12 protein-coding genes and 1 pseudogene are annotated in these 12647 nt (G+C 45.5%); all 13 read left to right on the forward strand.

Annotated features, from left to right (window positions below; translation table 11 throughout):
- The first annotated feature begins 5 nt into the window (after positions 1-5).
- Positions 6-707: an HAD family hydrolase gene (locus tag AB1F57_RS03905; protein ID WP_174853243.1), complete on the forward strand. Its 702-nt coding sequence runs from the start codon at positions 6-8 to the stop codon at positions 705-707.
- A 199-nt stretch (positions 708-906) separates the two neighbouring features.
- Positions 907-2415, forward strand: coding sequence for a PTS transporter subunit EIIC (locus AB1F57_RS03910; RefSeq protein WP_367986099.1), 1509 nt, complete (start codon positions 907-909; stop codon positions 2413-2415).
- A 198-nt stretch (positions 2416-2613) separates the two neighbouring features.
- A complete protein-coding gene (locus AB1F57_RS03915) occupies positions 2614-3315 on the forward strand; it encodes an N-acetylmannosamine-6-phosphate 2-epimerase (RefSeq protein WP_105137764.1) in 702 nt (233 codons plus the stop codon).
- 53 nt (positions 3316-3368) lie between these two features.
- Complete coding sequence (locus AB1F57_RS03920; RefSeq protein WP_105123192.1) at positions 3369-4682, forward strand: ABC transporter substrate-binding protein; 1314 nt, start codon at positions 3369-3371, stop codon at positions 4680-4682.
- Between the two features lie 94 nt (positions 4683-4776).
- Positions 4777-5664 (forward strand): carbohydrate ABC transporter permease, encoded by an 888-nt coding sequence (locus AB1F57_RS03925; RefSeq protein ID WP_367986101.1) that lies wholly within the window; start codon positions 4777-4779, stop codon positions 5662-5664.
- 13 nt (positions 5665-5677) lie between these two features.
- A complete protein-coding gene (locus AB1F57_RS03930) occupies positions 5678-6508 on the forward strand; it encodes a carbohydrate ABC transporter permease (RefSeq protein ID WP_105110344.1) in 831 nt (276 codons plus the stop codon).
- A 331-nt stretch (positions 6509-6839) separates the two neighbouring features.
- Entirely contained in the window at positions 6840-7289 is a 450-nt protein-coding gene (locus AB1F57_RS03935; protein WP_105137765.1) for a YhcH/YjgK/YiaL family protein, read from the forward strand.
- A gap of 9 nt (positions 7290-7298) precedes the next feature.
- A complete protein-coding gene (locus tag AB1F57_RS03940) occupies positions 7299-7925 on the forward strand; it encodes a DUF624 domain-containing protein (RefSeq protein WP_105137766.1) in 627 nt (208 codons plus the stop codon).
- Between the two features lie 43 nt (positions 7926-7968).
- Positions 7969-8889, forward strand: a complete 921-nt coding sequence (locus AB1F57_RS03945; RefSeq protein WP_167786200.1) for a dihydrodipicolinate synthase family protein — start codon at positions 7969-7971, stop codon at positions 8887-8889.
- Positions 8890-8901: 12 nt separating this feature from the next.
- Complete coding sequence (locus tag AB1F57_RS03950; RefSeq protein ID WP_167786198.1) at positions 8902-9798, forward strand: ROK family protein; 897 nt, start codon at positions 8902-8904, stop codon at positions 9796-9798.
- Positions 9799-9802: 4 nt separating this feature from the next.
- On the forward strand, positions 9803-10771 hold the full coding sequence (locus tag AB1F57_RS03955) for an acetylxylan esterase (protein WP_170238644.1): 969 nt from the start codon (positions 9803-9805) through the stop codon (positions 10769-10771).
- Between the two features lie 117 nt (positions 10772-10888).
- Complete coding sequence (locus tag AB1F57_RS03960; protein WP_367986102.1) at positions 10889-11824, forward strand: manganese-dependent inorganic pyrophosphatase; 936 nt, start codon at positions 10889-10891, stop codon at positions 11822-11824.
- Positions 11825-11869: 45 nt separating this feature from the next.
- Positions 11870-12365: pseudogene (locus AB1F57_RS03965) on the forward strand (phage tail protein).
- The last annotated feature ends 282 nt before the right edge of the window (positions 12366-12647 follow it).

The following is a 12647-nucleotide window of genomic DNA, read 5'->3' on the forward strand; positions in this document are numbered from 1 at the left end:
TGGCAATAAAGGCACTTGTATTTGACTTAGACGATACCTTATATGACCAGATTCGGCCCTTTGAACGGGCCTTGAAACGACATTTGTCGGTGCCTGAGGAGCAATTGGTTCACCTGTATCTGGCCTTTCGCCACTATGCGGATCAGGTTTTTGAAGCGGCTGCGACTGGCAAGATCAGCCTCAAGGACAGTCATGTTTATCGGATGAAGGCGGCCTTAGCTGATTTTGGATTTCAGGTATCGGATGCTCTAGCTTTGACCATTCAAATTGATTATGACTATTATCAAGGGCAATTGGAACTCAGTCCGATTTATCCAGCTATTTTTGAGGCTTGCAAGCAGCGGGGTATTACTCTTGGCGTCATTACCAACGGTCCCCATCGGCATCAATTGCGGAAAATCCGAACCTTGGGCCTACAAGATTGGATAGAGCAGGAGAAGATGGTTATCTCGGGGCAGGTTGGGATAACCAAACCCAATCCAGCTATTTTCAAGCTGATGGAAGAGCGCCTGGGAATGGCGGGTCAAGAAATCTGTTATGTCGGTGATTCATTTGAAAATGATATCATCGGTGCTAAGTCAGCTGGCTGGCAAGCCATCTGGTTCAACCACAGAAAACGGCAGCAGCCGGAGACAAGTGTGGAACCGGATAAGGTTGTGACCGAATGGCTTGACTTAGAAACAGCTATTATAGAGATGGGAAACTAGCTTCGGCTGGTTTTTTTATTTTGGAGCTAATCGAAAGTAATTTCACAATTTATAAAATTTATCTACAATCTTAAAACTACTTTCTAAACAAGTTCAGATGGTTGAAATTCCTAAAAACTATGCTTATAATGTTTTTGTAAACGTTAACATTTTATAAAAGAGCGATGATGTCGCTCCATGCTTTAGAAAGGAGTTTCTGATGAACTTCAAGAAGTTTTCTCAGTTGGGGCAGGCTTTCATGCTGCCCATATCTATCTTACCGGTTGCTGGTTTGCTCCTTGGTATCGGGGGTGCCTTGTCCAACAGCAATGCGGTTTCTCAATTTCCTGTATTAGACCAGGCTTGGTTACAGGCAACTTTCACCATTATGAGTACAGCTGGTAGTGCTGTTTTTGCTAATTTGGCCCTTATTTTTGCGGTCGGAGTGGCAGTTGGATTGGCTGATGCTGATAAGGGAACTGCCGGTTTATCAGCGGCTGTATCCTACTTGGTGTATACAGCTACGATTAGTGGTTTTCTACAGTTATTTGCAGAAGAAGGTGCTAGTATTGACACAGGGGTAGTTGGAGCTCTAGCAATTGGGATTACCGTTGCAAATCTCCACAATAAATATAGGAAAATTGAGTTACCAGCCTTCCTAGGTTTCTTTGGAGGTTCGCGCTTTATTCCAATAGTGTCGTCTTTTGCAGCCATTGCCTTTGGTGGGATTTTCTATTTGATTTGTCCACCGATTCAGGGGCTTTTGGTGACATTCGGTGAAACAATATCAGAAATGGGAAGTCTAGGAACGTTCCTTTATGGATTTGGCTTACGGTTAACCGGAGCTTTTGGTTTACACCATACTATCTATCCGATGTTCTGGTATACTTCACTGGGTGGAAGTGAAGTAGTTGCCGGCGAAACGATTCAAGGTGCTCAGAATATTTTCTTTGCACAATTGGCTGATCCCAACCATACTGGATTATTTACATACGGGACTCGTTTCTTTGCCGGTCGTTTTGCGACTATGATTTTTGGTTTGCCGGCTTCTTGTTTGGCCATGTACCATGCTATTCCAAAGGAAAATCGTAAAAAAGTTGGCAGTTTCTATTCAAGTAGTGCCCTTACGTCCTTGTTGACAGGGATTACAGAACCAATTGAATTCTCCTTCCTATTTGTTGCTCCATGGTTGTACGTCGTCCATGCCTTCCTAGATGGTGTCTCTTTCTTGGTAGCTGACTTGCTACAAATTCGTATCGGAAATTCCTTCTCTGGTGGTTTGATTGACTATCTTATCTTTGGTGTTTTCCAAGGCAATGACAAAACCAACTGGCTCTTGGTGCTTCCAGTCGGTTTGGCCTGGGCAGCTATGTATTATGTTGTTTTCAAATTCCTAGTGACCAAGTTCCATGTTCTAGTGCCTGGTATGGAAACGAGTGATAGTTCTGCAAATTCTGATAAGGTATTGAAAAACGGCTCAACCCTCTATGATAGTGCCATTTCGATCATTGATGCCTTGGGTGGCGAAACCAATATTGAACACGTGACAGCCTGTGCGACTCGCCTCAGAGTATCCTTGAAGGACAGTCAAATGGTTGACAAGGATGTCCTGAAAGCGATTGGAGCAACAGCAGTTCTGGATGTGAAAGATGGTATTCAAGCCATCTATGGCGGACGGGCTATTCTTTATAGCCAAGAAATCAATCAGATTTTGGGCAGAGAAGAATAGCAAGGACAATCGACCAGCTTCGGCTGGTTTTTTCTTTTTGAAATTTTCTGACTTCTGAAAGTAGTTTTAGGAATATGTTAGATTTTACAATTTTTGAAACTGAAATCTAATATATAGCAATATATTGAATTATTGTATCCGAGACGTTATAATAACAATGTAAGCGCTAACTCGGATCCGTCATTGAAAGGAGAATTCATGGCTAAATTGAATAAGGAGGCCTTGATTGAACAAATAAAACCAGGAATCATCATTTCTTGCCAGGCCCTCCCAGGTGAGCCACTGTATAGGGAAGAAGGCGGGATAATGCCCCTCATGGTTAAGGCAGCCCAGGAAGCAGGAGCTGTTGGTATTCGGGCCAACAGTGTTCGAGATATTAAAGAAATTAAAGAAGTGACCAATCTACCTATTATCGGTATTATCAAGCGGGATTACCCACCACAGGAGCCTTTTATCACAGCGACCATGAAGGAGGTCGATGAGCTGGCAGCCCTGGACATTGAGGTCATTGCACTAGATTGTACCAAGCGGGAGCGGTACGACGGTTTGACTATCGTCGAGTTTATCAAGCAAATCAAGGAAAAATACCCAGACCAGCTCTTCATGGCAGATGTTTCCACCTATGAAGAAGGTATAACAGCCTATGAAGCAGGAATTGATTTTGTCGGGACAACACTTTCTGGATATACTTCATACAGTCGTCAGGAAGATGGACCAGATATCGAGCTAGTAGATCGATTGGTCAAGGCCGGTGTCGATGTCATTGCTGAAGGGAAAATCCACTATCCAGACCAGGTCAAGACCATTCACGACCTTGGTGTAGCAGGAATTGTGGTTGGTGGGGCCATTACCCGTCCAAAAGAAATCGCAGAGCGTTTTATCAAGGCTTTGCAGGCTTAAATTGTCATCAAACTCCCCACAGGGGAAAATTAAAAAATAAAAGGAGTAGAATGATGAAAAAAATCATGCATTCATTGTTAGCAGGTGCAGCTATTTTGTCACTTGCAGCTTGTGCCAATAAGGCAAGCGACACTACCGCATCATCTGCAGCAGAGTCAGGCAGCTCTGATAAGACAGAAATCACTTGGTGGGCCTTCCCAGTCTTCACGCAAGAAAAAACAGAAGATGGTGTGGGTACCTATGAGCAAAAAATTATTGCTGCTTTTGAGGAAGCAAACCCAGACATCGATGTGAAATTGGAAACCATCGACTTCACATCTGGACCTGAAAAAATCACGACAGCTATTGAAGCGGGCACTGCGCCAGATGTGCTCTTTGACGCGCCAGGTCGTATCATTACCTACGGAAAAAATGGTAAATTGGCTGATTTGAACGACCTCTTTACAGATGATTTTGTTAAGGATGTCAACAACGATAACATCATCCAAGCGTCTAAAGCTGGTGATACAGCCTACATGTATCCAATCAGCTCTGCTCCATTCTACATGGCCTTCAACAAAGCGATGTTGGAAGATGCTGGTGTCCTTGACCTTGTAAAAGACGGCTGGACAACAGATGACTTTGAAAAAGTTATCAAGGCTCTCAAAGACAAGGGCTACAACCCAGGTTCTCTCTTCTCGAATGGTCAAGGTGGTGACCAAGGTACTCGTGCCTTCCTTGCTAACCTTTACAGCGGAAGCATCACAGACCCTGAAGTAACCAAGTACACAACTGACTCAGAACAAATGATTAAAGCCCTTGATAAGGCAGCTGGCTGGATCAAAGATGGCTACATGATGAACGGTTCTCAATATGCTGGTGGTGACGATATCCAAAACTTTGCAAATGGTCAAACATCTTACACCATCCTTTGGGCACCATCTCAAAATGGTATCCAACAACAATTGTTGGAAGCATCAGGCGTAGAAGTGCTTGAAGTTCTCTTCCCATCAGAAGATGGTAAACCAGACCTTGAATACCTTGTAAACGGCTTTGCAGTCTTCAACAATGGCGACGAAGCGCGTGTAGCAGCATCTAAGAAATTCCTTCAATTCATCGCAGATGATGCTGAGTGGGGACCTAAGAACGTTGTTCGTACAGGTGCTTTCCCAGTTCGTACATCCTTTGGCGAATTGTACACTGATGACCGTATGGCTATGATCAACGGTTGGACTCAATACTACTCACCATATTACAACACAATTGATGGCTTTGCTGAAATGAGAACTCTTTGGTTCCCAATGTTGCAAGCTGTATCAAATGGTGAACAAGACGCGGAAACTGCTTTGAAAGACTTCACTGAAAAAGCGAACGCAACCATTAAATAATATTTGAAAGTAGGCTCCTTTTCTAATCCCATTTCTAACGAGATCTAGAAAGGGAGCTCTTGCTTTCTAACTTGAAAGAATTGAGGTGTTTGCATTGCAAATCAACAAAATACGAATGCGGGAAACCATTGTTTCCTACACGTTCTTGGCCCCAGTTTTGGTATTCTTTACCGTCTTTGTCTTGGCACCTATGGTCATGGGATTTGTGACTAGTTTCTTCAACTACACCATGACGGACTTTACCTTTGTCGGCTTGGATAACTATGTGCGGATGTTCAACGATCCTATCTTCATCAAATCCTTGATTAACACCTTGGTTATCGTTGTGGGATCAGTGCCAGTCGTGATTTTTTTCTCGCTCTTTGTAGCGGCCAATACCTACCAGAAAAACGTCATAGCTCGTTCCTTCTATCGAGCAGTCTTCTTCCTACCGGTGGTTACTGGTTCGGTAGCTGTAACGGTTGTCTGGAAATGGATTTACGATACTCTGTCGGGTATTCTTAACTTTGTTTTGAAATCAGGTGGTATTATTGAACAAAATATCTCTTGGCTTGGGGACAAACAGTGGGCCCTCTGGGCAATTGTCATCATTCTCCTGACTACATCTGTCGGTCAGCCCATTATTCTCTATATCGCTGCTCTGGGAAATATTGATAATTCCTTGGTAGAAGCAGCACGGGTAGACGGTGCCAATGAAACCCAGGTTTTCTGGCAAATCAAGTGGCCTAGCCTCTTGCCTACAACCCTTTACATTACAGTTATTACAACCATTAACTCCTTCCAGATTTTCGCGCTTATCCAGCTCTTGACATCTGGTGGACCAAACTATGCAACATCGACCCTCATGTACTATCTCTACGAAAAAGCCTTCAAGCTTTCTGAGTATGGCTATGCCAATACCATGGGTGTCTTCCTTGCAGTCTTGATTGCTATCATTTCCTTTATCCAATTCAAGGTTCTTGGAAATGATGTGGAATACTAGAAAGGAGGTCAAGATGAAAAAGAAAACCATTACCCCATTTTCAATCCTATCTTCAGTGATTTTGTTGACCTTGACTGTCCTCTTTATCTTTCCTTTCTACTGGATTATGACAGGGGCCTTCAAGTCTCAACCCCATACCATTGTCATTCCGCCCCAGTGGTGGCCAACTGAGCCAACCCTGGAAAACTTTGTCAAGTTGACTGTGCAAAACCCGGCCCTGCAATGGTTGTGGAACTCAGTCTTTATTTCCTTAGCTACCATGATTTTGGTCTGTGCGACCTCATCCTTGGCAGGCTATGTTCTAGCCAAGAAACGCTTCTACGGTCAGAAAATTCTTTTCTCTATCTTCATCGCGGCCATGGCCCTACCTAAGCAGGTAGTCTTGGTGCCGCTGGTTCGGATTGTCAATTTCATGGGTATCCACGATACGCTGGCAGCGGTTATTTTGCCACTGGTTGGCTGGCCATTCGGTGTCTTCCTCATGAAGCAATTCTCAGAAAATATCCCGACCGAGCTTTTGGAATCAGCTAAGATTGACGGTTGTGGCGAGCTATCTACCTTTTGGAATGTGGCCTTCCCAATCGTAAAACCTGGCTTTGCGGCCCTGGCAATCTTTACCTTTATCAATTCTTGGAACGACTACTTCATGCAATTGGTTATGTTGACCTCTCGTCAGAACCTGACCATTTCCCTGGGGGTTGCGACCATGCAGGCCGAGATGGCGACCAACTACGGTCTCATCATGGCGGGTGCTGCCATGGCGGCCGTACCGATCGTAACCGTCTTCCTTGTCTTCCAGAAATCATTTACACAGGGGATTACCATGGGTGCTGTGAAAGGCTGATGCTCGTCGAAAATGGCTTTGTCTCGTCGTTAAGTCGTCTCGGTAAACTTTAGTTTAACCTTTGACTTCCTTGCCTAGATACCAAGCCATTTTCTTAGAGCATCCCGTTGGAGTGTTGGTGAAGACTGTTTCAGCTAGGCTAAAAGAAATTTACATTGCCAAATCCCGTTGGGTTGGTTGTTCAGTCTTCGTGGGAAATAGTACGAGACTTAGTCGATTTGGTTTGGTGAGTAAAAACCTCCACCGGAGCTTTTTACTCACCAAGGCTCTTGACAACGGATGATTTTGATTTTCTCAGAGTATTAAAGCAAATATAGATTAGAGGTTGTATATGATTTACGATCTGATTGAAAATATTGCAACATATAAGGGGCTGGATCCGCATCTGGATCTGGCCATCGATAGTATTTTGAGTGGTGACTTCAAGACACAAGATCCTGGCAGGTACGAGCTGGCTGGGAACAAGGTTTTCTGCTTTGTTCAGGACAATCAGCTGGCGGAGCCAGGGCAGCGTTTTGAATACCATAGAAATTATGCAGATCTGCATTTTCTTCTAGCTGGTCAAGAAATGATTTCCTACGGATATGACGGTCTGGAGGACTTAGAACCTTATCAAGCCCAGTCAGATGTTGGCTTTGTGACGGCATCCAGTCAGCTTGATTTGACCATCAATGACCAGTATTTTGCCTTTTTCCTGCCAGGAGAGTCTCATTTGCCCAACCAAAAAGCGGGCGAGGGAGAACAGGTCCGCAAACTTGTGTACAAAATTTTGATAGAATAGGAGATTTCCATGAAAAAGACAGGTGGTCAGTTATTACAATCTTTATTCGATGTCAATCACCCATTTTGGCAATCGGTGGAAAAGGTCTTCACCATTTTCCTTCTGAATATTTGCTTTGTGGTGACCAGTTTGCCTGTCTTGACCTTTGGAATTGCCCGCCTGGCTCTCTTTGCCAGTCTGGACATCCTTAGAAAGGAAGGAAAAGTGGCTGTTCTTGCGACCTATCCTGTCATGGTGAAGCGGTATTGGAAACAGGGCTTGACCTTGGGTCTGCTGGAAGGTCTCTTGGTGGGAGTCTGCATCCTGAACTTATTCTTGACTTCGGGTGTGACCTCGCTGCCCATACAAATTCTGCGCCTGGTCTGCTTTGCGACCCTCATCTTTAGTCAGTTGATGATTCCTTACCTCTATCGAGTGGCCAGTCAAGTAGAATTGCCCTTGGTTCAGCTGGGCCTGACCGCCCTGATGCAGTCGGCTCGAAACCTTTGGTTGACCTTGGCTATTGTCGTGGTACTTCTGGTCCTAGCCTTTGTAGCCTTCTTCAATGGTCTGACCTTTTTGGTCGTCCTCTCATTGCTGGCTACTTTCGGCTACGCGGGCCTGGTCTATCTCTTCCTTCTTTACTATAAATCCTGAAATCTTGAAATCCTGAAAAACTGATAAATTTGAAAGGAATCTTATGTCTCATTTAGAAAAATACAAAGGAATTATCCCAGCATTTTATGCCTGTTACGGCGAAAATGGAGAAATTGATTCGCAACGTGTCAAAGCCCTGACCCGTTACTTTATTGACAAGGGTGTGAAAGGTCTTTATGTCAATGGTTCGTCTGGTGAATGCATCTACCAGAGTGTAGCAGACCGCAAGCAAGTCCTTGAAGCAGTTATGGAAGAGGCGCATGGTAAATTGACCATTATCAACCATGTGGCCTGCAACAATCTCAAGGACAGTCAAGAATTGGCCCGTCACTCTGAAGAATTGGGTGTTGATGCCATTGCCGCCATTCCGCCTATTTATTTCCGACTGCCAGAGTACGGCATCGCTGACTACTGGAATGGCATCAGCAGTGCCGCACCAAATACGGACTTCATGATTTACAACATTCCGCAGTTGGCTGGTGTGGCTTTGACGCCAAGCCTCTACAAGGAAATGCTGAAGAATCCTCGTGTCATCGGGGTGAAAAATTCATCCATGCCAGTGCAGGACATTGACACCTTTATCAACATTGCTGGTCCAGACTATATTGTCTTCAATGGTCCAGATGAGCAATTCTTGGGCGGTCGTCTCATGGGAGCTGGCGGTGGTATCGGTGGTACTTATGGTTCTATGCCGGAACTCTTCCTGGCCCTAGATGACTTGATTGCCAAGAAAGAACTGGAAAAAGCCCGTGAACTCCAGGCTGAAATCAACCGAATTATTACGAAACTCTGCTCCGGTCACGGTCACATGTACGCTGTCATCAAGGAAGTTCTCCGCATCAATGAAGGCCTGGACATCGGCTCTGTTCGGGCCCCCCTGTCTTCACTAAATGAGGCAGATTTGGTCATTGCCAAGGAGGCGGCAGACATGATTGTGCAGGCTAAGACGGTCTTTATTGGCTAATGGAGGTGACCTATGACACGCTATTTAGCAGTAGATATAGGAGGTACCCAGATTAAGTATGGCCTGGTTGACCAGGAAGGGCAGCTCCTAGAGCAACATAAAATGGATACCCAGGCTCATCTGGGTGGTCCGCATATCCTTGCGACAGTTAAGGATTTGGTAAGAAAATACAAGGACAATTCTGATATTTCAGGTGTAGCTATTTCTTCGGCAGGTATGGTCGACCATGAGAAGGGGGAAATCTTCTACTCTGGACCGCAAATTCCTAACTACGCCGGAACAAAATTCAAGGCTGAAATTGAGGCAACATTTGGCCTGCCCTGTGAAATGGAAAATGATGTCAATTGTGCTGGCCTAGCCGAAGGGATTTCTGGAGCAGGTCGGGGCAGTCAGATTAGCCTCTGCCTGACTATTGGAACAGGCATCGGTGGCTGCCTCCTCATTGACCGGGAAATCTACCATGGTTCTAGCAATGCGGCCTGTGAAGTAGGCTATCTACCCCTGTCTGACGGAGCCTTCCAGGATATTGCCTCTACGACAGCCCTGGTCCAGCATGTGGCAGACCTGCATGGGGATAATCCATCCGAATGGGATGGTTATCGGATTTTTCAAGAAGCTAAAAATGGCGACAGCAAGTGTCAAGTGGCTATTCATCAACTAGTGGACAATCTTGGTAAGGGAATTGCGACCATTACCTATGTGGTCAATCCAGAAATTGTCATTCTGGGTGGAGGCATCATGGGGCAGAAAGAATACCTGCAGCCTATGATTGAGGAGGCGCTCAAACGCCATCTCCTGCCTAGTCTGGTGGATAAGACCAAGATTGCCTTTGCGGAGCATGAAAATGCGGCTGGTATGCTAGGTGCCTTCTATCATTTTGCCCAAAAACAGGGCTTGAAAGTTGGGTGAGTCTATGATTGATACCATGTCCCTGGAGGCTATGCGTACCTATCGTGGTCGTCATGAGCTTCCAGAAGATTTTGATAGTTTTTGGCAGCAGCAACTAGCTGCTTTGCCAGAACTGCCAGATTATGATTTGCTTGAAAAGCCAGCTGGTTTGCCTGGTGTGATTTGCTATGAACTCTATTTTACAGGTACCAACGGCTCACGGGTCTTTGCCAAAACTATTTTTCCGAAAGCTGAACAGCCTGTGCCTGTTCTCTTCTATTTCCACGGTTACCAAGGCCAATCACCTGACTGGGCTGAATTGCTCAAGTTTACGACAGCTGGCTACGGTGTGGTGGCCATGGACGTGCGTGGTCAGGCCGGTTGTTCCCAGGATTTGGGCCAATTTAAGGGCCTGACAGTCAAGGGGCAGGTCATTCGTGGCATGTTGCAGGGACCAGACCATCTTTTCTACAAGGATGTTTACCTGGATGTCTACCAGCTGATTAAGCTAGTGGCTGGCTTTGATTTTGTGGATGAGCACCAGCTGATGAGTTATGGGGCCTCCCAAGGTGGGGCCTTGGCTCTGGTAGCGGCCAGCCTCTATTCAGACCTATCAAAATGTCTGTCTATTTATCCTTTCCTATCGGACTTCAAGCGAGTCTTGGAATTGGGCAATAACAGCGAGGCCTATGATGAGCTCTTCCGTTATTTCAAATACTCGGATCCCTTCCATGAGACGGAGGAGCAGGTATTGCAGAGCCTGTCCTACATTGACATTAAAAACTTGGCTCATTTGGTAAAATGCCCTGTGGCCATGGTGACTGGTCTGGAGGATGGAGTTTGTCCACCTTCGACCCAGTTTGCGGCCTATAACCGCCTGGAAGTTGAAAAAGAAATGAAAATCCTACCAGACTATGGGCACGATGCCCTCAACGTCAAGGTTAATGACTATGCCTTTGATTACTTGGTGGGGACACGATTTTTAGGTGATTAATTTTACGATACAATGAATGCCGAAACTAGGTCGTGAAAAGCCTGGTTTCTTTTGTTTTCAAGCGTCAGCTTTTATGGTAAAATGTAGGAGATTATTAGAAAAAATGAGGTTTAAGACATGTCAAAATTTTTAGTTTTTGGTCACCAAAATCCTGACACAGATGCCATTGCATCATCATACGGCTGGGCTTACTTAGAGCGTGAGGCTTTCGGCCGTGATGCGGAAGCTGTTGCCCTCGGAGCTCCTAACGAAGAAACAGCTTTTGCGCTTGACTATTTTGGTGTAACAGCACCGCGTGTGGTTGAATCAGCTAAGGCAGAAGGCGTTAGCCAAGTTATCTTGACTGACCACAACGAATTCCAACAATCGATCGCAGACATCAAGGAAGTGGAAGTGGCAGCAGTCATCGACCACCACCGTGTTGCCAACTTTGAAACAGCAAACCCGCTCTACATGCGCTTGGAGCCAGTTGGTTCAGCATCTTCTATCGTCTACCGTGCCGCTAAGGAAAACGGCGTGACCTTGCCGCGCGAAGTAGCAGGTCTGCTTTTGTCAGGCTTGATTTCAGATACTCTGCTTCTCAAATCCCCAACGACTCATGCATCTGACTCACAAGTGGCGGCTGAATTGGCAGAAATTGCTGGTGTTAACCTGGAAGAGTACGGTTTGGCCCTTCTCAAGGCAGGTACAAACTTGGCTAGCAAGTCAGCAGAAGAATTGATTGACATCGACGCTAAGACCTTTGAACTCAATGGTAACCCAGTCCGTGTGGCTCAGGTTAACACAGTAGACATTGCAGAAGTCTTGGAACGCCAGGCAGAGATTGAAGCAGCGATCTCTGCAGCGATTGTGACAGAAGGTTACAGTGATTTTGTCCTCATGATCACAGACATCGTCAACTCAAACTCTGAAATCCTTGCGCTTGGTAGCAACATGGACAAGGTAGAAGCAGCCTTTAATTTCACATTGGAAAACAACCATGCCTTCTTGCCAGGTGCCGTTTCCCGTAAGAAACAAGTGGTACCACAATTAACTGAGAGCTTTAATGCTTAATCTCCAAGACCGTTTCGGCGGTCTTTTCGCTTGAAAGGAGACCCTATGTCTTATATCGTAAATTTTAAGGAAGTGGAGACAACTGGGCTTGAAACGTCGCCAGTTGCTGATGTGCTGGCTGGTCTACGTGCCAATGAGGCCCGCTATTTCCACAACAAATACAAAATCCCCTTTGAGGTATTCACGCCCGAAGAAAAAACTGAAATCCTGCCTTTCATCGAGAAAGTGCTGGCAGACTCCTTTTGCTTTGATAGTCACTCCCCTGACTATCAAACTCCCCTACACACCACTCAACATAGCCCAGCTTGAAGTGGACGGCATTCTCTGGTCCTTTGTTTTTTATGACAATGGCCTGGCAGTCAATGTTCTCTATACGCTAGAGGACGCTGGCAAACGAGCGGTCGGCTTCAAATTGTCCAACGGCATTGAGATTCCCCAAGAATTTGAAGGGAAATTTAAGTTTGCCCGCCAACGCAGCAAACTGGCTGGTGAAATCCGTGGGACTTATTTTAATGTTAAGGGTGAATATTTAGTAAGTTAGAAGGGAGTGGGAAAGAACTCGACCAAGATAAAAAGAGTATGTCAACAAGTCCTTATTTCCAGTTGTTGAGCTGAAACAGTCTATCCCCAGACTGTTTCACTCCCACCCCCGCACAGCTCAAACTGTCTGGGAGACAGTTTGAGGTTGGAGATGAAGCGAACTCTGTTCGCATCAGTCGTATAGGTTAGATTTGGAGTGTAAAATACGAACAAATCTGCCAATCAACCACTGCGCTGAGATGTGGATGCGAACTCTGAGAAGCGACCCTGGGCTTTATGCCCA

Origin of the sequence: Streptococcus nasisuis (assembly GCF_040836615.1) — a bacterium.
GTDB lineage: Bacteria > Bacillota > Bacilli > Lactobacillales > Streptococcaceae > Streptococcus > Streptococcus suis_V.